Source organism: Acidocella aminolytica 101 = DSM 11237, from assembly GCF_900129125.1.
GTDB classification, from domain to species: domain Bacteria; phylum Pseudomonadota; class Alphaproteobacteria; order Acetobacterales; family Acetobacteraceae; genus Acidocella; species Acidocella aminolytica.
In genome coordinates, this window is record NZ_FQVJ01000002.1 from 76238 (window position 1) to 96025 (window position 19788).

Annotated in this window: 19 protein-coding genes; 4 read left to right on the forward strand and 15 right to left on the reverse strand. The window is 52.9% G+C overall.

Going from position 1 to position 19788, the window contains the following annotated elements:
* Positions 1 to 14: 14 nt before the first annotated feature.
* The 5 genes from BUB54_RS01460 to BUB54_RS01480 all read right to left on the reverse strand — a co-directional run bounded on the left by BUB54_RS01460 (position 15) and on the right by BUB54_RS01480 (position 9221).
* Entirely contained in the window at positions 15 to 809 is a 795-nt protein-coding gene (locus BUB54_RS01460; protein ID WP_052948296.1) for a hypothetical protein, read from the reverse strand.
* A gap of 218 nt (positions 810 to 1027) precedes the next feature.
* Positions 1028 to 3763, reverse strand: coding sequence for a glycosyltransferase (locus BUB54_RS01465; protein WP_048877753.1), 2736 nt, complete (start codon positions 3761 to 3763; stop codon positions 1028 to 1030).
* A 15-nt stretch (positions 3764 to 3778) separates the two neighbouring features.
* Complete coding sequence (locus BUB54_RS01470) at positions 3779 to 5545, reverse strand: tetratricopeptide repeat protein (protein ID WP_073211132.1); 1767 nt, start codon at positions 5543 to 5545, stop codon at positions 3779 to 3781.
* Positions 5546 to 5551: 6 nt separating this feature from the next.
* Positions 5552 to 6970, reverse strand: a complete 1419-nt coding sequence (locus tag BUB54_RS01475) for an HlyD family type I secretion periplasmic adaptor subunit (protein WP_073211135.1) — start codon at positions 6968 to 6970, stop codon at positions 5552 to 5554.
* On the reverse strand, positions 6942 to 9221 hold the full coding sequence (locus BUB54_RS01480; RefSeq protein WP_241869313.1) for a peptidase domain-containing ABC transporter: 2280 nt from the start codon (positions 9219 to 9221) through the stop codon (positions 6942 to 6944). The genes BUB54_RS01475 and BUB54_RS01480 overlap by 29 nt, the downstream gene beginning before the upstream one ends.
* 247 nt (positions 9222 to 9468) lie before the next feature.
* On the opposite strand from BUB54_RS01480, the gene BUB54_RS01485 reads away from it, so the two are divergent.
* Positions 9469 to 9960 (forward strand): GNAT family N-acetyltransferase, encoded by a 492-nt coding sequence (locus BUB54_RS01485; protein WP_048877755.1) that lies wholly within the window; start codon positions 9469 to 9471, stop codon positions 9958 to 9960.
* A 42-nt stretch (positions 9961 to 10002) separates the two neighbouring features.
* Here BUB54_RS01485 and BUB54_RS01490 read toward each other — a convergent pair whose 3' ends face one another.
* The 8 genes from BUB54_RS01490 to gluQRS all read right to left on the reverse strand — a co-directional run bounded on the left by BUB54_RS01490 (position 10003) and on the right by gluQRS (position 16650).
* Entirely contained in the window at positions 10003 to 11361 is a 1359-nt protein-coding gene (locus BUB54_RS01490) for a glutamine synthetase family protein (RefSeq protein WP_048877756.1), read from the reverse strand.
* A gap of 151 nt (positions 11362 to 11512) precedes the next feature.
* A complete protein-coding gene (locus tag BUB54_RS01495; protein ID WP_048877757.1) occupies positions 11513 to 11992 on the reverse strand; it encodes a helix-turn-helix domain-containing protein in 480 nt (159 codons plus the stop codon).
* 200 nt (positions 11993 to 12192) lie between these two features.
* On the reverse strand, positions 12193 to 13653 hold the full coding sequence (lnt, locus tag BUB54_RS01500; protein WP_073211152.1) for an apolipoprotein N-acyltransferase: 1461 nt from the start codon (positions 13651 to 13653) through the stop codon (positions 12193 to 12195).
* A gap of 55 nt (positions 13654 to 13708) precedes the next feature.
* Complete coding sequence (gene mtnC / locus BUB54_RS01505; RefSeq protein WP_048877759.1) at positions 13709 to 14368, reverse strand: acireductone synthase; 660 nt, start codon at positions 14366 to 14368, stop codon at positions 13709 to 13711.
* On the reverse strand, positions 14365 to 14904 hold the full coding sequence (locus BUB54_RS01510) for a 1,2-dihydroxy-3-keto-5-methylthiopentene dioxygenase (RefSeq protein ID WP_048877760.1): 540 nt from the start codon (positions 14902 to 14904) through the stop codon (positions 14365 to 14367). Before BUB54_RS01510 ends, mtnC begins: the two co-directional genes overlap by 4 nt.
* On the reverse strand, positions 14901 to 15497 hold the full coding sequence (locus tag BUB54_RS01515) for a methylthioribulose 1-phosphate dehydratase (protein WP_048877761.1): 597 nt from the start codon (positions 15495 to 15497) through the stop codon (positions 14901 to 14903). The genes BUB54_RS01510 and BUB54_RS01515 overlap by 4 nt, the downstream gene beginning before the upstream one ends.
* 2 nt (positions 15498 to 15499) lie before the next feature.
* Positions 15500 to 15745, reverse strand: a complete 246-nt coding sequence (locus BUB54_RS01520; protein WP_048877762.1) for a twin-arginine translocase TatA/TatE family subunit — start codon at positions 15743 to 15745, stop codon at positions 15500 to 15502.
* 92 nt (positions 15746 to 15837) lie between these two features.
* Positions 15838 to 16650 carry a tRNA glutamyl-Q(34) synthetase GluQRS gene (gene gluQRS / locus BUB54_RS01525; protein ID WP_048877763.1) on the reverse strand — a complete coding sequence of 271 codons (813 nt, stop codon included), beginning with the start codon at positions 16648 to 16650 and terminating at the stop codon, positions 15838 to 15840.
* A gap of 214 nt (positions 16651 to 16864) precedes the next feature.
* Here gluQRS and BUB54_RS01530 point away from each other — a divergent pair, with 214 nt between their 5' ends.
* Entirely contained in the window at positions 16865 to 17425 is a 561-nt protein-coding gene (locus BUB54_RS01530; protein ID WP_048877764.1) for an HNH endonuclease, read from the forward strand.
* On the forward strand, positions 17422 to 17853 hold the full coding sequence (locus BUB54_RS01535) for a GlcG/HbpS family heme-binding protein (protein ID WP_048877765.1): 432 nt from the start codon (positions 17422 to 17424) through the stop codon (positions 17851 to 17853). The genes BUB54_RS01530 and BUB54_RS01535 overlap by 4 nt, the downstream gene beginning before the upstream one ends.
* Here BUB54_RS01535 and BUB54_RS01540 read toward each other — a convergent pair.
* Both BUB54_RS01540 and BUB54_RS01545 read right to left on the reverse strand, forming a co-directional pair.
* Complete coding sequence (locus BUB54_RS01540) at positions 17850 to 18110, reverse strand: Lrp/AsnC ligand binding domain-containing protein (RefSeq protein WP_048877766.1); 261 nt, start codon at positions 18108 to 18110, stop codon at positions 17850 to 17852. The genes BUB54_RS01535 and BUB54_RS01540 overlap by 4 nt on opposite strands.
* Positions 18111 to 18114: 4 nt before the next feature.
* On the reverse strand, positions 18115 to 19035 hold the full coding sequence (locus BUB54_RS01545; RefSeq protein WP_048877767.1) for a LysR family transcriptional regulator: 921 nt from the start codon (positions 19033 to 19035) through the stop codon (positions 18115 to 18117).
* A gap of 122 nt (positions 19036 to 19157) precedes the next feature.
* Between BUB54_RS01545 and BUB54_RS01550 the strand changes: the two genes are divergently transcribed.
* A complete protein-coding gene (locus tag BUB54_RS01550) occupies positions 19158 to 19763 on the forward strand; it encodes an FMN-dependent NADH-azoreductase (RefSeq protein WP_048877768.1) in 606 nt (201 codons plus the stop codon).
* Positions 19764 to 19788 lie beyond the last annotated feature (25 nt).

Genomic DNA, 19788 nt, shown 5'->3' on the forward strand with positions numbered 1-19788 from the left:
CTGCCTCTACGCTATTACTTCCTGGACTTACCGGTTTTTCGTCCGCGCGGGGTGAGGGTAACCTGGAATGCTTCGAGCGGCGCTAAGGTCTCAGCTTCGCAGGTTTCATCGTTACTAACTGGCCCGGATGAGGCACCGCCGACAAAGCTGGCCGAATAGCTAATGTCGTATTTCTCCGCTGCCGCACCGCTCAGGCGAATGCGCAGGCCAAGCAAGGGGAGGGCCATGCCGCGTGAACCACAATATTGACCGGCTTCCACCCAGGGGGATAGCCACCCGCGACCAAGAACAGCCTGGTATGTCAGATCTTCAGCAGCAATGCCTTCGGGGGAGGTAACGGTAAAACCTTCAATCCAGTTCTTGCTGCCTTTTTCACCAATCCACTCGCCAAACGCTCCTCCGACATCGCCGCGCGTTTGGATGTGCGCCACAATGTTCGCGTTTTTAGCAGAGGAAGGATTGGAGGTATCGTTTTTGGTCGTCGGCCCGGAGTTTGCGGCGATATTGGGTTCACCCAATAGCTGACGAACCTGGAGCTTAGGCGAGGCGTCCGGCAGGTTAGCGAGCTGGTAAATGGTTACCAGGACCTGTGAAGGCTGGTTCTTGATGCGGACAAGTACCGCATCCCCTTCCGCATTGAGCCAACCATCCGAACGAAATCCTGAAATTTCAACATTTTGCCCGCCGATGGGAGGAGGGGAAACACGCACGCCCGGTAAGCCGTTATGCAAAGCAGCGTTGTGGTTCATCTCGTTTACAAAACAGAAAAGGCCGGGGGGCAGAGCCATCAGATGGCCGGTAACCTTCAACTCCTGAACCTGGGCGCTTGGTTTCGCCTGTTGGGCGCTGTCTCCGGTGCCTTATTGGAGAGAGCGGAGGCGGTTTTAGCAGCGGCCATCTTATTTCCTTAGCGGGCGGTTTATCTACCTGTTTGCTCATATTGCAGCAAAAGCAACTGCGCAGGCAAACCGGAGAACAAGTAACTTAAGTTGCAAAAAGTTGCCAGACCATTTCCGGGGTTCGAGACTTAAAATGTTACGCTTAACAAAGAGTTGTTTATCCGTTCTGGTGGCAGGCCCAAGGGTAAAATGGCACCACGTCCGGTTGCGCGAACGCGTTCAGCTTGGGCGCCAAGGTCAAATACCACGGTATAAAGCCCCGCTCGCCAAGCCTCACTAAGAACAAAGCACCACGTTTCCGGCCAAATTGAAGGCAGGAAAATCAAGTCAGGGGCACTTTCACGGATTAATAGTTCAGATTCATGAGGCTTATAAAAACCCGTCACTTTGACGCCACATTTTAGAAGTTTAGCGTCATCGGCGCTACTGCCGATAACAATGAAGTCTAACGGAAGTTGCCGCCTTTGTTGGTCTTGAGCGCACTCAAGTAGGACATCAAAACCTTTAGAATAGCCTATGCCTCCTAATATTCCGATGCGCCGTGGACCAGAGCGAGGCTTGTTTAAAGTCATGGGGAGCGTATCGTCTTCCCACGGTATTACCTGTGGATGAATTTTAGGAAAGTGACGAGAAAGGCGCCGGGCCATATCGGTTGATGGCACAATAATACGGTCTGCTGATGCGAATTCATGTTCTGAACGCGCCAGCAGACGCTTGACCGGGATGCGTTCATGTAGGTCGACCTTGCTTTGCCGGCAGCAGGTTTCGCATCCTGAGATGTCGGGTTCGCCGCAGTAGCGCCGTGGGGCGTTGCCACTTGGGGGAGCCAGTAGATTTACCCTAGGACAGAAGCTGGCGTAGTCATGTCCCACTACGTCCATGGGAACGCCGAGCGCAGAAGCAATGCCGCGTACTGTCTCATGTTGGCCGAGCATGTGGTGGAGTTCCACCTTGGTGGTTTTGAGTTGCCGTAACAACGTCAGCAATTCTACCATGGCCTCTGGGAGGACAAATGACAAGTTCGGGAAATCGCCAGCTTCCCCAGCAGAGAGCAGAGAAGGCCAAGGGTATTTAGTACGCGATGGATTAGCAGGAAATTTGGTTGTCAGAATAAGCGGCGTAATTCCTTTAGCGCGGTAGTTCTGAGCAACGCGATCAACTTGCCTAGCCACACCACCGCCATGAGCATGACTAATCAAAAGTACCGACGAGCGTTTGCCCTGCTGATGGAGCAGCCTGGCTTTGTCCAAGGTTGAGCGGAAGGGCTTGGCGGGGTCGCTGTCTATATGGGCCATGACCAAATCCTGATAACCCGGAAACAGATTGTTCAAGATCGTCAAATTTCGATGGTTGAGAGCTTTTGTGGCACTTTTGAAGGAGACGCCGCCTTTATGCGCAACGTAAGCGCCCATGGCTGCCTTATGGTTGTAACCTATATGCCGGGCGCGCAGGCAAAAATCATTCTCTTCACCATAACCTTGGGCAAAGAGGTCTTTCCGGAAAAGCCCAGTGCGGTCCAAGCAATCATGTCTGATATAAAGGCAGAAACCTACGCCGGTTGGAATTTCCACAGCGGCACAGCCATTTGCCTTTTTTGCCAATCTATCCAGAAGATTGGTCTGTGCCTGATCTGGCATTGGGTTGGTTTTGCGTGGATCTGGATAGCTGCAAATTGTCGCCTCATTTGAGAGAGGTGTTACGGTTCCTGTGGCGGGATCAGCGTAAGCAACCTCACGCATTGTCTGAATCGCGGACTCAGACATCAAAATATCACTGTTCAAAAGAAGAACATCATGGCCCTTAGCCGCAGAAAGGCCAGTATTTGCAGCGCCGCAAAATCCTTGGTTTTCAGCGTGCTGAAGAAGTTCGATCTTCTTGGTTTGGGCGAGGCGCTGAAGCCAGTTGCGCAAACTGAGGTCCGGAGAAGCATCTTCTACCACGATAAAACGTGTTTCAGGTGGGGCGTATTTAAGAACAGATTTGATCGCAGCCTGCGTTTCTTCCTGCCCGCGATAGACAGGCATAACAAGAGCGAGAGGAGCTTTGGGTGGACGCTTTCTAAGTGAGGGACCTCTTTTTTCAGCAGCAACAGGAATAGTTTGGTATGACCGAGGATCTATGGGCGAGCCCATAAAAGGCTTTCCCTTAACCCCAGAAAGCTTGAAAGGAGGTGTTAGATCCTTGAGCCTGGTGAAGGGAATGTTGAATTTGTATCGGACAAGGAAAGGTGCTGTCTCGTCCGACGGTAATGGGCTGCCGCATTTCACCGTTAGGGTCTCGCCGCATTCATCTGTGAGTATCAGGTGTGGTGGATAGTCAGGGCATGCAGTGCGTGCTGCCCAGCCGCGGAGACCAGATTTTTTCCATTCAACAAGCCCTTCCACCTGCGTCAAGGCCGTTAAGTCTGGGTTTGAACCCAGCAGGCGGCCGCTGCCTTCAGAAACCAAAGTGCAGTCAGCTTCATAGCCTTGCCAGCCATCATAGCCCGCAGAGATGGCAATATCGCGAGCAAATCCTGGAAAACTCGGGTCGTCTGGTAAACAGTGGCGCGTCAGGAAAGAGTGTAGAGCCCGGGCAGCGGAGGCGGCGTCACCGAGCATTTGCGCAGCGATGGCCAGACCAATCCATACAGGCGCGATGTCATACTGTTCGGATAGATGCTGAAAATTCTCATATGCGGATTGAGCTTTTGGATAGCCGGCGGACAATTCCCTGCGGGCTATATCCAACAAGATGCGCGGATCTTCAGGTGCCAGTCTACGGGCGCGCTTAAGCCAAAATAGACTGTCGGGACCATCTTCCAGTCCGCGTAAATAGGCTTCAGTTGCTGAACCAATATAGTTGGTGCGATTCGACAATGTCATAAGGCCGAGTTGGCCTTATTCTGCGGCTTCGGCAGGTGGAGGTAGACTTGATAATTCAGCTTCGGCTTCAGCTAAACCGGCTTTGGCTGCGAAATTAAAGCAACTCCGGGCTTCTTCGATGTTCTGCTCAGTCGCAATGCCCATGCGGAGATACCTCCCAAGCATAAGCGTCGCCCTTGGGTGTTTAAGAGATGCAGCCTGCCGATACCATGCCAATGATTTTTCACGGTCAGTTTCGATTCCATGCCCGCCGCCATAAAGAGCCCCAAGCGCAAACATGGCTTCTGCATTTCCTTGAGCGGCTGCGCGTTCGAATAGCTGCCGGGCAATATCATCGTCTTTTGGTCCTCCAAGGCCTTGTAGACTCAAGGACGCAAGGTCAAGCAGCGCTTCCGGCATGTTTTTGTCGGCAGCTTCCTGCAGCCAACGCCGAGCTTCTTCTAGATCCTGCTGAACGCCTTTTCCTTCGGCGAGAAGGCGCCCATAACGATATTGCGCATTAACGATGTTATCTGCCGCGCGGCGGAACCAATACGCTGCCCGGGCATCGTCGCGTTCCACACCTATGCCTTCGGATAAGCACACGGCAAAATTATAGGCGCCAATCGCATCACCTGATTCGGCAGCTTTTTCGAACCAATCCTGGATTGGAGGTGCCTTAGTTATGTTGGGGTTAGTCTTTTTCCTCAGAAGCAAAGTGGCGAGGTCGGACTGAGCGACGTTGTCGCCCTTCTCTGCCGCAATTTTCAGCCACTTTGCCGCTTCATCCGGGTCGCGTGGAACAGCGCCACCGCCAACCCCGGTCATGTACAGAAGACCTAGCGTCCTGGCGGATTGCTGGTGCCCTGCATCAGCGGCAATTTTATACCAACTTGTGGCTTCAGCGTAATTGGGCGGCAATCCATCACTGCCTCGGGCATAAAGTTCACCAATTAGTGCGGCTGCTTCAGGTTCGCCTTCAAGCGCGGCGCGCCGCAGCCAAGTTTCACCTTCGGTTCTATTCTCTGAAACGCCAATGCCATTGAACAGCATTATGCCATAGCGGAATTTGGCGTCACGAATACCTTTTTGAGCAGCTTGCTCATAATGTGAAGCTGCCTTGCCGAGATTCGCGTGAACGCCAATGGCTTTTTCATAGATCAGGCCGAGGTAATAATGGCCGGTTGCGAGGTCAGCCTCAGCGGCAAAACGAATATGTTCAACGGCAGAAAAGGTAAGTTCATCCGTCGTTGCTTCAAGCAGTCGAATTGTGCCGATCCCGAGATGCCCTTGTGGTATGCCTGCTTCAGCTGCTTTGCTGTACCAATGTTTGGCGCGGTCGATATCCCTAATGTCTTGAGGGCCGGTTGTGTACAGAAAGCCTGCCAGCGCTTGAGCATCAGCATTGCCCGCTTCCGCCGCTAATAAAGCCCATTTTAACGCGGTTTTAAAATCAGTATTTTCAGTTTTTGCTTCAGAAAAAAGTTCATCGGCGGACTTGGCCGAAAAGCCGCCAGCATAAAGCGCGGCTAGCTCACTTTGTGACTTGGTGTCGCCTTTTTCAGCGGCTTTTGTAAGCCATTGCGCAGCATCCACCGCGCTCCGGAAGCCCGAGACATCACCGCGCAGGTAATACAGGCCCAGCTCACGCTGAGCAGCGGTCACGCCTTTCTCCGCAGCTATAGCATAAAGCTTGAATGCACGTTCATGCTCTCCCTGGGCGGCCAATTCGTTGGCGCGCTCAAGGGCTTTTTGGGGTGTGCGGGCCGAGAACTTGTCGGTAATGGAAAATTTGGCGCTCATTTTATCTCAAGGCTCATGCAGACTCTCATAGGCCACGGGTGCAAGGCGAGAGAAGAAGTAAGAAAGAATGGAATGCTTGCCAACAACAATATCGGCTTCCAAAGGCATTCCTGGTACTAGCCGAAAGCCCTGAGGTACATTGTGTAGATTGATTACGTCCAGGGAGATTTTGGCCTTATAGTAAAGCGCTCTCGGCGTTGTTGGCAGGGGGGCATTCATGGCAGAGTTGCTCTGTTGATCAAGCGGATTGATGCTTTCAGGGCTAATTGAAACCACCGTGCCCTTGGCTGATCCATATTCGAGAGGGTCTAACGTGTTGAACTTAACGTTAACATTGTCACCAACGTGAACAAAGCCGGATTCATCGGCATCAATATCGGCTTCAACAACAAAGGGAGCATTAATTGGTGCAAGTTCCATTAACTCCTGGCCGGCCTGAAGAACGGAACCGATCGATACAGGCGCGATGCTTTGGACGATAGAATCTTGAGGTGCCTGAAGATCAACTAAATTCTGATTCAGACGCGCTTTGGCCAGACCTTGGCGCGCCTGCGCCAAGTTATTGAGGGCTGTTGCCAAATCAGTAGAGGTTTGGGCTTTGAATTGTTGAGCAAAGCTATCTCTTTGAGCTTGCACAGAAGCAAGCTGACGCTCATCAGCAGCGGCTTGTGATGTCGCCGAAGCCAGCTGAGCCTGAATATTAACGCGGTCATCCGTCGCTGCTTCTGTGTCGAGCTGACTGCCAACCTGAAGCTGCTGAAGCCTTTTGCGCATATCCTCAACTTTGGTGGCAATCTTCAACCGTTGTTGGTAATAATCGGCCTGCTGCTGATACCCTTTAATTTGGGCTTCTAACTGCTTGATCTGCTGATCATAGTTCTCAAGCGTGTAGTGATATTGCCCCATCTGCTGATTATAAGTTTGCTGCATCAAAGCAGACGAGGGATTAGACGGGTCAGGAACGTAGGGCTTGTCTTCCTCCTGTGCCTGTAGCTGAGCAACCTGAGCAGAGTAATTTTGCTCCTGTTGTGTTAGAGATGCTAGATCGGCAGCTGTATAAGTGGGATCCAGAGTCGCCAGGATTTGTCCCTTTTTTACAACTTCACCGGAACTGACCTTTATATCCTGCACAATGGACGACGAATTAAAGGCCTGCACGCTAATATTGGGTGTTGCCGCATTGAGCACGCCTGTTGCCACGACCAACTTGTCTACTTTGACAATCGCAGCGATCACCAAAAGGGAGAAAACAAGTCCAGCCAGGATATAGCTAGTTGAACGAGCGATAGGAGGCAGCGGTGTTGCGATCACCGCTGATGTTGGAGACTGGAACTCTAAAGCCGGCAAGGGCAAACCTTCGTTAGAACTCGCTGCGGCAAGCGACTTCCTGGAGGGTTTAGGTAATAGCTTGCTGAGCTTCGGCATCGTCAAACCCTTCAGGCGCAAGGTGGCGGTTCTGCTGGAACCATAGATGGCGGTAGATGGCACAACGCTCGACTAATTCATAATGTGTACCAATATCAATTGTCTGACCGCGATCGAGGACCATAATCAGATTACAGTCTAGCAGGGACGAGAGGCGGTGAGAAACGATGACCATCGTTCGTCCAGCAGCGATGCGTTTGATATTGGCGTTCACCAACGCCTCACTTTCCGGATCAAGCGCGCTGGTCGCTTCGTCAAGAATTAGGATTTTCGGATCTGAAATCAGAGCGCGCGCAATCGCCAAGCGTTGCTTCTGTCCGCCTGAAAGATTAGGTGATCCTTCCTGAATAAACGTATCATAGCCATTCGGCAGGCGTTCGATAAACTCCTCCGCCCCGGCCAGTCTTGCGGCTCGGACAGCATCTTCGAATGAAAGGCCTGGGCGGCCGGCAATGATGTTATCCCGGACAGAGCCGCGGAACAGGAAATTATCCTGAAGCACCATGCCAAAATTTTTGCGGATGTGCCGAAGGTTGATCTCGCGCATATCGGTACCGTCAATACGGATCGCTCCAGTGTAGTCTCTGTTGATGCCTTGCAGAAGACGGGTGACCGTTGACTTGCCCGAGCCTGAACGACCAACGAGGCCGAGCATCGTTCCTGCCGGAATTTTGAACGACATTTTGTCGAGCGCAGGCGTCTTAGACCCTTCGTAACGGAAGGTTACATCGTTGAACTCGATTGAGCCTTCAAAACGAGGTCGTAGACCATTTGTAAGAGCGTGCCGTTCATTTGAACGATTAAGTACTTGTCCAACCATCAGAACGGCGGCACGGGTTTTGTCGACTTCTTCAAGAAGCCCAGCCAAACTGATGAGAGGCCCGGCAACGCGGCCGCTCAACAGCATGAAACCAAACAGCGTTGAGCCTTCTGTTGGGTTTTGTGAATGTAGGGCGATGTAGGCACCGAGCACTATGACGCCATACATACAATATCTCTGAAGAGGCAAAGCCAGGGTTGTCGGCCAATTCGCCAAACGGCTTTGCGCTACTTTTAAATCGGCGACTTCAGCAACTCTGGTGTCCCATTGAGCGGCCCGTGTGTTTTCCAAGGCTAGCGCCTTAACCGTACGAATGCCGAAAATGGTTTCAATCAAAACAGAGCTCTTTGAAGATTCAGCTTCGATAATTCTGCCGGTCATGATCGCCATTGGGCGCAGGAAGACAGCAATAATGGCGGCAATTAAAGCCGCGGCGATCAAGACAGTCCACGCAAGGGTGGCGCTCATATAAAAAAGGATCGGTAGTAGAAAAATGAGCATGAACACGTCAATGAAAGCATTCATCAACTTGCCCGTTAGAAACTCACGGATAAGGTTAGTCTGGGCTATCTGATAAGCCACCTTACCGGATTGTTCGCGTTCAAAGTAATCAATCGGCAGCGACACCAGACGGTCAAAGACCATGAGATTCAATCTGGCGTCTAGCTTTGTAGCCAGTATCACCTCCATCATTTTCCGTGACCACGTTAGGATCGCTTCAAAAATAATGGATACAGAAAGCAACAGAATGATGAGATTAAGCGTTGCGGTTCCGTGATATTGGAGTACTTGCCCAATGGTGCGCATCACCACAAGGATTGGGACAAGGCTCAAAATAGTCAGTGTTACCGATGTAATAGCGATATCACGCAAAATTTTGCGGTCGCTCCACACAAGCCGAGAGATAAGGCCGAGGCTGAATGGCTGTTCTTCAATCGCGCCTTTACGGCTTGCTCGGATAAGCAATGTGGCGCCATTCCAGACTTGCTTTAACCGTAGCTCGTCAACCAGCACCGGAACGGCGGACGCTGGTTTTCTGGGGTCCCGGAGAACCAGCACTTGCCGGCTGAGATCTCGGCCGACCACGAGCGCAGCGCCACCATCTTCCAAGAGGAGAATAATAGGATCAGGCGTGTTAACTTTCATCAACTGCCTAAAATTCATGTTCACGCCACGGGCCCAGAGACCCGCTTCACGTAGCCACTGAACTAATTCAGGCGGGTTGGGGGCTGGATCACCTGAGCGCAGTTTGAGCGCCTCTATATCCATTTCTATGCCGTGATATCTGGCTACATTCAGAATAGCCGCCAAGCGGGCTTCATCTGGTGGGTTAAGGTGGAGATGAGCGTCATGAAGAACAGCGACATCAGGACTGGCTGTTTCCCGCATGTCCTCAGGCCCAGACTCTGGGGGGTGCGGCGAATCGTTCATTTGGTCTCAACCCTCTATAAAAGCGGCGGCCTCGGATTTCTGGTTTTACCCATGAGACCCAAAACGGTTATGCCTTAAAAACGTCCTATAACACAACTTTATGGGGCAGGGTTCGATTGCAGAAGAGTTAATCAAAAAAACGTTAAATTATAACTTTTTATGAAACTCTGTTACTCTCCCGCGGCTTCCCCTTTGGAGGCAAAGCTTTGGCGGTTAGCGGCCTCAATATGGAGTAACAGGGCAGGGCATGAATATACGAAACGCAACAGCTGATGATCTGGCGCAGATGCAGGCGATCTACGCTTATCATGTCCTCCACGGCACAGGCTCTTTTGAATATATCCCCCCTTCGCTTGAGGAAATGAATCGGCGTTTTTTATCCAATCAAGCCGATGGCTTTGCTTGGGTGGTGGCAGAGGAAGGAGGGCGCATTCTGGGATTTGGCTACTACGGTCCCTTCAGAGCCCGGGCTGCTTACGCCAAAATCGTTGAGGATAGCGTCTATGTCAGGGAAGATGTCCGGGGGCAGGGGGTTGGCAAGGCCATCGTCGCAGCTCTGCTGGAGGCCGCGACGGCCTTTGGGTTTAGCCAGATGCTCTCTCTCATTGGCGATTCGGAGAACACGGCCTCTATCGGGGTGCATGCCAGTCTGGGGTTCCAGCACGCGGGCACACTCAGAAAAGTCGGTTCAAAATTTGATCGAGAGCTTGATGTCGTGATTATGCAAAAACCTTTGTAAGACAGTTTCGTTATACATGAGCCGCTGATGGTTGGGCGTGCCTCACATGCGTTCAAACGACCTGAAGCGTTCCCAATCGGTAACCGCTGCGTTGAAGGCGTCTATTTCAACCTTTGCCATGTTGGAATAATGGGCAACGACATCCGCGCCAAATGCGGTACAAACAAATTTACTCGAGGCAAACAGTTGCCTCGCGTCACTTAGGGTGTGCGGTACTCTAGGAAGGTCTGCCTCATAAGCATTTCCTATAAATAAAGGCACGGGGTCATAGTCACCCTCTATACCGGCAAGTCCAGCGGCAATCATTGCGGCAAGGGCGAGGTAGGGGTTTACATCGCCGCCAGGGAGACGGTTCTCGATGTGGATAGATTTTCCGTGCCCCATGACGCGAAAAGCACAGGTTCGGTTGTCCATTCCCCAGGCAAGAGCTGTTGGGGCAAAGCTGCTCGCAACATAGCGCTTGTAAGAATTAATATTGGGTGCAAAAAACAGCATGATTTCCGCGGCATGGCGTAGCATTCCGGCCATGAATTGCTGGAACAGCCGGGACGGCGAATGGCCGTCGGAATCCAAAAAAACAGAACTCCCTTGCTCATCACATAAGGAAAGGTGAGTGTGGCAGCTATTCCCTTCGCGTTCATTAAATTTTGCCATGAATGTTAGGGCTTGTCCGGCCTCAGCAGCAATTTCCTTGGCAGCTTCCTTATAAATTACATGTTTGTCACAAGCTGTCAGTGCGGGGCCGTAGCGGAAATTGATTTCATGCTGACCGAGATTGCACTCACCTTTTGAATTTTCGACCTGGATGCCAGACGCTTCCATCGTGTTACGAATACGGCGGATGAGTGGTTCAACCCGTGCTGTACCTAGGATCGAGTAGTCATTATTATATTGGTTGGCAGGAGTCAGGTCTCGATAGGCATTGCCCCAAGCGCTCTCATAGCTGTCCTTGAATAGGATGAATTCTAGCTCAGTCGCTGCCCAGGCTGTAAATCCATGTGTTTTGAGACGGTTAAGCTGGTTCTTCAGAATTGTTCGTGGCGCCATGGGCGCTGGTTGATGGCCGGATAGTTCAATGTCGCAAAGTACAATAGCGGCGCCAACCTGCCATGCCGCCAAGCGCAGCGTTGATAAATCAGGTTTTAGAATAAAATCACCGAACCCTTGGTCCCAGGACATTAAACTATAGCCAGGGATGGGTTGGCACTCGACATCCGTAGCTAAGAGGTAGGCGCATCCTTCGAGTGCGTCCTGTGCCACGGACTCGAAGAAAAAACGGGGCATGACACGCTTTCCCTGAAGGCGGCCCTGCATATCAGGAGCCGCCATGATGATTGTGTCGATCTCGCCGCGCTCAGCCATGGCTTGCAGCATGGGCAGGTTCAATTCTTGGTTGCCCATGGGTCAGATCTCCTCGCTATGGCGTTTCATATTTATAAATAAAGCAAATTTTTCTCGTTTTAAGAAGAGAGCTGGGCAGAGCAAGGCCTGCCGGCTATAGAAAAGGGGCTGAAAATTCAGCCCCGATCCATTTTCTAGCTCCTGTTTGTGCTTAGCTTGCCTCGAAGCTTGGCTCCGGAGTTGCGAGGGATTTCATCAAATCGAACATTCGTTTACGCATGGTCGGATCGGAAATCCGATAATAAGCGCGGACCAATTCAAGCGTTTCACGTTTGGTCAATTGATCATCAATGCCAGCGTTGAAGGGTTCTTGTTGTTCAGAAAAGCCATAAGTCCGACCGCGGGGGCCCGAAATCGGGCTTTCAGACATGCCCTCGGGCATATCATCAAAGAAATAGGAGATGGGAACATCCAGCACTCTGGAAATATCAAACAATCGCGATGCCCCAACGCGGTTCATACCGCGCTCATATTTCTGGACCTGCTGAAATGTCAGACCAAGTGCATCACCAAGCCGCTCCTGCGACATGCCCAACAGCGTGCGGCGGAGACGGATGCGGGAGCCTACATGAATATCAATTGGACTGGGGCGGCTTTCGCGTTCCGGACGTTCAGCTTTCTCTACAGTCATAAAACTTCAACTCTCCAGCATCTGGTATCTTATCCGCCATTTGTTTTGCGCCGATCATCGGAGGGGAAGCTCCCATGAACAACCTACAATATCAAAAAGGCTGATTCACAATACCCATGATCAAGTTAACAGGCGTTAACTACCGACGCAATACAAAACTTTTGAAATTGGATTATTAAATAGACGCAAATGTTGGGTGATCACTTGTTAGACAACCGGCGCGTGTTTCCATAGATCAAACCCAACAAGACAAAGGTCAGCGCTAGCATAAACGGGATACGCAGCCCCCATCGCGCGTAAACTGTAACTGGCTGTGGATTGGGCAGATTGGCGACTAAAACACCTTGATAGTTCAAGGGCATAGAGGCGACCACGCGCCCAAAGGGGTCAATTACCGCTGAGATGCCGGAATTGGCGTTGCGTACAAGTGGCAACCCTTCTTCGACCGCGCGCAGCCTTGCGTCCGCGAAATGCTGGCGGGGCCCGGCGGTATTACCAAACCAAGCGTCGTCAGTTACGTTAACAATCCAGTCTGGCCGGTCGTGTTCGTTGATAATTTGCCCAGTAAAAATTGCTTCGTAGCAAATCGTTGCCCCGAAAGGGGGGACGCCGGGGATATTGGAAATGGTTTTAGGGCCGGTGCCAGGGGTAAAGCCACGGCCAACCATGCTGGGAATGATTTTTATCGGGATCCATTTGGGCATGTACTCGCCAAAAGGAACCAGCTTCCATTTATCATAAGTGGCTAGAGGCGGTTGCGGGCCCGCGGTTACAACGATGGAATTCCGAAAATCAGTGGGGCTGACCATCCGCAAACTGCCGGCAATCACAGGGGTGGTGCCTGTAACGGCGGCAAGTTGCTGGCGCGCGACAGGGTCGGACGCCAAAAGCCAGGGGCTTGCAGCCTCGGGCCAGATGATAGCGCCCGCTCCATTGAGAAGCGCGGCGTGACTCATTTCTAGAAGGCGCCGCCAATTTGCGATAAGGGCGGGGCGTGAATAGTCAGGCGGCTCCTGAAAGTCGGGTTGAATCAGAGCAACTTTGAGCGCGGTATTTTGTTCAGGGATCTGCAATCTGAGGTAGCCGTAACCTCCCCAGGCAGCCACGCCGAAAACCAGGATGACAAGCCCGCGCTTGCCGAAAAGTGGCATGGCGGAGAGAAGCACAGTGAGAAGGGTGAGCCCATAAACGCCAATAGTTGCAGCGGGTTGCAGGAAAATATTTCCCAAAACTCCGGGGATGGCCCAATCAGTGCCCCAGAAATTCCAAGGAAAGCCAGTAAATAGAAATTGTTGAGCAAGGTTGGAGGCAAGCCAGGCTCCGGCAAACACCAAGATGCGCCCCAGGCCAGCCGGCACAAGCCGCGCAGCGAGAACTGGAATCACGGTATAGCAAGCCACTGCAGCTGAGAGCAGTGGTGCGGCGAAAGGCACGAGCCACCAGAAGGTTTGGGCTTCTGTGAGGATCGGTTCCGTAATCCAATAGAGCCCCGCCATCCCTAGGCCAAACCCATAAAACCAGCCAATAAAAGCTGCGCGTTTCCAGTTTGGCGCTTCTTCTGTAAGGCGCAGCAACGCAGGGACAGAAAATAAAAGCACCGGCAGCAGATGCACGGGCGGTAGGGCCGCGGCGGCAAGGGCGCCCCATAAAAAAGCCCGCATCAGCGGGGAGTTTTTCAGCTTTTCAGACAAACGGCTGAGAAGCCTTTTGCGTTTCTCAGGCGCCGGGCAGTCCAAATGCCTTTGCAACGCCATCGAAGTCGGAGGCTGTTTTGTGCTGTTTGCTTGGGACGGGGGCATCTTGCGGGCGCACCAACTGACATGTGGCCAAACCTGCAGAGGCGGCAGCGTCGAGTTCAGCCTCGACATCTGACAGGAACAGCGTTTCTTTAGGGGTGCCGCCAATGGCGCGGGCTATTGCTGCGTAACTTGAAGAGTCGCGCTTTTGCCCGACACGGGTATCGAAATAAGCTTGAAAGAGGGGCGTGAGGTCCCCCTCCGGCGTATGTCCAAAAAGCAGCTTTTGGGCCGGGACGGAGCCGGATGAGTAGACAAAAAGCCTGATTCCGGCACGGGCCCAGCGCCGCAAGGTAGGGGGGACATCAGGGTAAATTTCGCCTTGCAGCTCACCGGATTCATAGCCCTGCTTCCAGATTTCGCCTTGTATGGTTTTGAGAGAAGTAATCTTCTCGTCGCGGTCGATCCAGCCCAGCAGTGTTTCAAGCTTGGGCGCAGGTACGTCCGCCAGAGCGGGATGGTCAGGCGATTGTGCAAGAAATCCCGCCAGTCTCTCCCGCGCATAGGGAAACAGAACACGATGCACAAAGCTGATTGGTGTTGTGGTGCCCTCAATGTCTGTGATGATTGAGTGAATCACGCGACCGGAAACCGACTGGAGATGTCATCGCCGGTAAATTCCGCGACCCATCCGGAGGGATCGGTAAATACGCGCAAGGCCGTGAAGCTGGGCTTGGGGCCGGCGTCAAACCAGTGCTTGATGCCGGTTGGCACATGGATCAGATCGCCCTGCTCGCAGAACGCATCATAGACGCGGCCCCTGGCATGCATCACAAAGTGGCCTGAGCCCGCGACAAAAAAGCGGATTTCAGGTTCGCTATGTGTATGTTCTGATAGGAACTTTTCCCGCAACGCAGCTGCCTGGGGATGATCAGGGGTTAGCTTGATAACGTCAGCCGAGCCAGCGCCTGTCTCACCCATAAGAGCGTCCAGGTAAGGGCGGTAAGCCTCCAAAATAGCATCGGACGACGCATCCTGTGCAAGCTGAACGGGGCTTTCCCAACGGTCGAAGCCAACATCAATCTGCTTCAGTTCGGTGGCTACCAGAGCAGGGTCCGTACTGTCAAAAATCGGTTTACCGGGATTCTGGTCTTCGTAAACGATTAAACGGCTCATTTCATTTGCCTCCGCTCCAGCTCGCAAGAGATCAGAAATTCCAATGCCTCAAGGCGCCAATAAGCGTGCTCAACATTCGTACCCCAGGCATAAACGCCGTGCCCAGCAATGACATACCCAATTGGTGGAGCAGCTTGAAGGTCAGGTTCTATCAGCTGCGCCAAACGGGCAATATCCTGGTCGTTGTTATAAACGGGCAAGGGGATATCAAGTTCGTGGGTGGTGAAGCCAAAGGCTTTCAACAACTCATAATTAGAGAACGTAATTGGCCCCTCGAGGGAAAGGACGGTCGCAGCAATGGAATGCCCGTGCAGAACAGCTCCCACTGGAGGAAACAGGCGATAAAGCTGGCAATGCAGCAATGTTTCCGCGCTAGGCTTTTGGTCATCGACTAGAGGCTGACCTTCAAAATCGACAGCAATAATGTCGGTATGGGGGACCATCCTTCCTTTATGGACACCGCTGCGGGTAATGGCGATATGTTTATCGTCCAGACGCGCAGAAAGGTTGCCGGCGGAACCCGGCACCCAACCATGCGAATCCATTCGCCGCCCGGCTTCCGCCAGCGCCTCAGCCACATCAGCGGGAACCATGCTCAGCCCTGGTGATTGACGGTCGTCTTGCTGTTCTGCTCTGGAAGCGGAGCATTTAGAGCGCCCGGTTCGCTCATTTTGGCGTCCTGCTCCGGCTTTGCCGGCTCGTCTTCGGCCATACTCTGCTTAAAGCTCTTAATGCCCTTGCCGAGATCCCCCATCATTGAACTTACGCGGCCCCGGCCGCCGAGCAACAGCAAGGCCACAACCAGAACAATCAGCCAATGCCAGATGCTTAAACCACCCATGAACTCATCTCCAACCCGATAGTCTGCTAAGTTTACTCCAAAACATGCCCGCCTGCCAAATTACCCATTCGGTAATAGCCAAGGCGAGGCAGCTATATGTTTTCAAACTGCCGCAACAGCGCCGCAGGATCGGCGCCCTGCTGGCGCAAATGTCGCAAGGTTCGGGATTTATCTCGCTTTGCTAAGCGTTTACCCGCAGCGTCGAGGAGAAGTTTGTGGTGGACATAAACAGGAGTTGCGTAGCCCAGCAACGCTTGCAACAGTACCTGGATATGCGTTACTTCGCGCAGATCGTCCCCCCGGACGACGTGCGTCACCCCTTGGAGGGCGTCGTCATGAACAACGCAGAGATGATAACTGCTGGGCGTATCCTTCCGGGCCAGCACAACGTCTCCCAGGCGTTGCGGCTCCGCCGTGACCCAACCAAGGCTTTCATCGAAAAATCTTAAATTTCCAGTCTTGTGGCTTGCGAAAGTAGTGTCCAGTCGGAGTGCATAGGTTTGGCCCGACTCTATGCGTTTTTTCCGGTCTTGCGGGGGTAAATGTCGGCATGTTCCAGGGTAAACACCCTCTACGGCATGGGGAGCTGACTGTGCACGGGCAATTTCTGCCCTGGTGCAGAAGCATGGGTAAAGCAAATCGTCCGCCTGGAGTGTTTCCAGCGCCGCCGTATAGTCAGGGAAATGATTTGATTGAATTCGGATGTCCCCGTCCCAGGCAAGTCCCAGCCAGGAAAGATCCTCCTGAATGGCGGCGGAAAAGGCGGGTTTGCAACGTATTGTATCGATATCTTCGAGTCTAAGATGCCATATGTCGGCACGCTGACGGCCAAGCCATGCGGAATAAGCGTGGCCTAAATGCAGTTCGCCCGTGGGGCTGGGAGCGAAACGGGAGATGATAGTCATGTCAAGTCACTTGCAATAGGCTGTTGTTAAGAGCAAAGCCAGAGAGTGCGAAACGTCGCCGGAACATGACAAATGAGCGACAAGCGGTGCATGAAGCTTGTAGGCCCTGCTCGTCTTTGTCATAAAGTTGGCATGACTCGAACAGCCTACATCATGTGGCAGAGTTTCGTGGCTGCCCCTCAAAATCTTGTTCCCATGTGGGGCAGGCAAAGTAATGCCTGACGGCGGGTTGCACTTCCCCGCGCTTGTATTGAATGCGGATTTCCGCCCGCTATCCTATTTTCCGTTGTCGACTTGGACGTGGCAGGATGCCGTGAAAGCGGTGTTTCTGGACCGCGTTTCCGTTCTCTCGGAGTATGAGCAGGAAGTCAGGTCGCCAAGCTTTTCCATGCGTCTGCCAAGTGTCATTGCCTTGCGGGATTTCATCCCCTCGGTGCGGACGCCAGCCTTCACGCGCTTTAATGTGTTCCTGCGCGATAGCTTTACCTGCCAGTATTGCAACCATCGCCGCGCAACGCCAGAACTCACGTTTGACCACGTGATTCCTCGTGCCCGGGGTGGGCGTACTAGTTGGGAAAACGTCGTAACAGCGTGCGGGCCCTGTAATCTTCGCAAAGGCTCGAAAATGCCACGCGATTGTAATATGATCCCGCGCCAAGAACCGCGCCGCCCAACCAGCTTTGAGCTGCAGGAACGCGGCCGGCATTTTCCACCAAACTATCTGCATGAAAGCTGGCGTGACTTTTTATATTGGGATTCGGAATTGGAAGGATGAGCGTGGCTCTGTCTCTTGATGTTGCTCAAAAAATTCTTGCTGCCGCGCTTGCCTATGGCAAAGCACAAAGCTTGAAACCGTTGGCGATTTCTGTTGTGGATGCGCGTGGTGCTCTCAAGGTTTTTATCGCCCAGGATGGTACATCTCTGAGGCGTGGGGAAATTGCTCTTGGGAAAGCGAATGGTGCTTTGGCCCTTGGCTTGGGAACTAGGGCGTTGATGAAGCGGGCCGAACAGCAGCCCTATTTCATCAATGCGGTTGGTGCGGCCGTTGGCGGGTCCTTGATCCCTGTGCCGGGCGGGGTTCTCATCAGGCAAGCGGGGTCAGTGATTGGGGCCGTCGGTATTTCCGGTGACACTTCGGACAATGATGAAGCGGCGGCAGTTGCTGGTATTACGGCTGCTGGACTGGATGCTGATGGTGGCTAAGCTGGGGGTTGCCCTCCAGGGGTAAAGGCGTTGAAGGCAATCATGGTGGATGTGTCTCTGATCCCCGGTACCTTATGCAAATGTTTGGTTACAAAAACCCCAGGGTCCATCTCGTCTTCCAAATTGATGATCGCCAGCAGATCATAGGCTCCTGAGATCGAGTAAATATGGCAGGGGGTGACGTTATCAATGATGTAAGCGGCTACATCATATGCCTGCCCTAGTTCGCATTTTATCTGAACAATCAGCGTTTTCATGGGGTTAATCCTGACTCGTTAAAGCGGGCATAGTACCTGTAAAATATTTGAGTTGTTCGACAAACCAACGCCCCGCCGGTCCTGGTGGCGCGTTTATCCGATATGTCGCGGACATCGTCATCTGTTCGCGTTTTGGCAGGTCCAAAAGTTGTAGTTCACATAAACGTCCTTCTTTGAGGTCTCGCTCGACCATTTCAACAGGCATGCTTCCCCATCCCAACCCCGCTAGTAAAAAAGCGTGTTTGGCCCCCAAATCAGCCAACCGCCAGTTGCGGGGGGATAAAACACGAAATTCTCGCCCGACTGAAAGTTCGGTGCGGTCGGTTAAAACCAGTTGAACATGTTGCGCTAGATCGCAATCGGTCAAAGGTGTCTTCTTCAGGCTCAAAGGATGCTCAGGCGCCGCCACGAACACCATTTCCACGGCCAGCAGCCGTTCACTGAGCAAGTCATCGGTCAACAGGGGCAGGCTCCCCATGATACCGATCTGGCATTGCTGATCAAGAACCGACTGTGCCACCCCGCCCAGAACTTCGACATAAAGGCGCAACGGCGTCAGTGGAAATTTCTCGCCGAAGCCGGCGGCGGCGCGTGTGAGAATCGACATGGGGAACATAACGTCAACAGCGACGGATAGCTCCGTTTCCAGTCCAGCGGCCATGCCGCGCGCCCGTGACTTCATCAACGACATGCCGCCTAGCATTGCCTTTGCGTCGCCCAGCAATAATGTGCCAGCCTGGGTCAGTTCAGGGTAGCGACCTTCGCGCTTGAAAAGCTCAACGCCCAACTGCCCTTCAAGATTGGCGATGCCCTGGCTGATAACGGATTGTGCCCGGCTCAAACGCCGTCCGGCCGCAGAAAAGCTCTTTTCTTCGGCGGCCGCTACAAAGAAGCGGAGTTGGTCGAATGTTACCCCTTCAAGCATTTCAATCCATCGAAAATAAAGATGGTATCCATCTTTATATATAGTCTTTTGGCCGGACAGTGACAGCCTTATTTGTGGCAGCGAAACGCGCTGCAACGCGCGCCCTTAATAGGAGCTTTAAGATGAAACTTTGGCAAATCGACTCGAGTGTTCTCGGGGGTAATTCCGCTTCGCGTCAGTTGACGGCTGAGATTGTGGCACATGAAAAGGCCAAGAATCCTGCGCTTGAAGTGTCGTATCTGGATCTGGCTGCAGATCCCCTGGCGCATCTGTCTTCTGCGCATGTGGGCGCGATGTTCGGCCATCCGCCTGAGGACGAGGCTACCAAGGCTGATATTGCGCGGGGCGCGGCCTTTGTTGAGACGCTGCTTGCCGCCGCTATCATCGTTATCGGCGCGCCGATGTATAATTTTGGTGTGCCCAGCCAGCTCAAGGCCCTGTTCGATCGCCTGCTGGTGGCGGGTAAGACATTCAAATATGGAGAGAACGGTCAGCCTGTCGGGTTGGTGCCCGCGGGTAAGAAGGTCATTGTCGCGTCCTCCCGTGGTGGTCTTTATACCCCCGGAAATCCGGCGGCCGGGTTGGACCATCAGGAAGCGCATCTGACAGCATTGCTGAACTTCATTGGCTTGACGGATGTAACTTTCATCCGCGCCGAGGGGCTGGCGCTGCCGGATAACAAGGCGCCTGCGCTTACTAAGGCGACCGCGGCGATTGCCGTACTTTAATAAATCGTAGTGAGTACGATTTGTC

Excerpts from the sequence above, each read along its gene's own strand:
- BUB54_RS01465 (WP_048877753.1), bottom strand. The coding sequence starts at position 3,763 with ATGACATTGTCGAATCGCACCAACTATATTGGTTCAGCAACTGAAGCC.
- BUB54_RS01470 (WP_073211132.1), bottom strand. The coding sequence starts at position 5,545 with ATGAGCGCCAAATTTTCCATTACCGACAAGTTCTCGGCCCGCACACCC.
- BUB54_RS01475 (WP_073211135.1), bottom strand. The coding sequence starts at position 6,970 with ATGCCGAAGCTCAGCAAGCTATTACCTAAACCCTCCAGGAAGTCGCTT.
- BUB54_RS01480 (WP_241869313.1), bottom strand. The coding sequence starts at position 9,221 with ATGAACGATTCGCCGCACCCCCCAGAGTCTGGGCCTGAGGACATGCGG.
- BUB54_RS01485 (WP_048877755.1), top strand. The coding sequence starts at position 9,469 with ATGAATATACGAAACGCAACAGCTGATGATCTGGCGCAGATGCAGGCG.
- BUB54_RS01490 (WP_048877756.1), bottom strand. The coding sequence starts at position 11,361 with ATGGGCAACCAAGAATTGAACCTGCCCATGCTGCAAGCCATGGCTGAG.
- BUB54_RS01495 (WP_048877757.1), bottom strand. The coding sequence starts at position 11,992 with ATGACTGTAGAGAAAGCTGAACGTCCGGAACGCGAAAGCCGCCCCAGT.
- lnt (WP_073211152.1), bottom strand. The coding sequence starts at position 13,653 with ATGCGGGCTTTTTTATGGGGCGCCCTTGCCGCCGCGGCCCTACCGCCC.
- BUB54_RS01510 (WP_048877760.1), bottom strand. The coding sequence starts at position 14,904 with ATGAGCCGTTTAATCGTTTACGAAGACCAGAATCCCGGTAAACCGATT.
- BUB54_RS01515 (WP_048877761.1), bottom strand. The coding sequence starts at position 15,497 with ATGGTTCCCGCTGATGTGGCTGAGGCGCTGGCGGAAGCCGGGCGGCGA.
- BUB54_RS01520 (WP_048877762.1), bottom strand. The coding sequence starts at position 15,745 with ATGGGTGGTTTAAGCATCTGGCATTGGCTGATTGTTCTGGTTGTGGCC.
- gluQRS (WP_048877763.1), bottom strand. The coding sequence starts at position 16,650 with ATGACTATCATCTCCCGTTTCGCTCCCAGCCCCACGGGCGAACTGCAT.
- BUB54_RS01530 (WP_048877764.1), top strand. The coding sequence starts at position 16,865 with ATGCCTGACGGCGGGTTGCACTTCCCCGCGCTTGTATTGAATGCGGAT.
- BUB54_RS01535 (WP_048877765.1), top strand. The coding sequence starts at position 17,422 with ATGAGCGTGGCTCTGTCTCTTGATGTTGCTCAAAAAATTCTTGCTGCC.
- BUB54_RS01540 (WP_048877766.1), bottom strand. The coding sequence starts at position 18,110 with ATGAAAACGCTGATTGTTCAGATAAAATGCGAACTAGGGCAGGCATAT.
- BUB54_RS01545 (WP_048877767.1), bottom strand. The coding sequence starts at position 19,035 with ATGCTTGAAGGGGTAACATTCGACCAACTCCGCTTCTTTGTAGCGGCC.
- BUB54_RS01550 (WP_048877768.1), top strand. The coding sequence starts at position 19,158 with ATGAAACTTTGGCAAATCGACTCGAGTGTTCTCGGGGGTAATTCCGCT.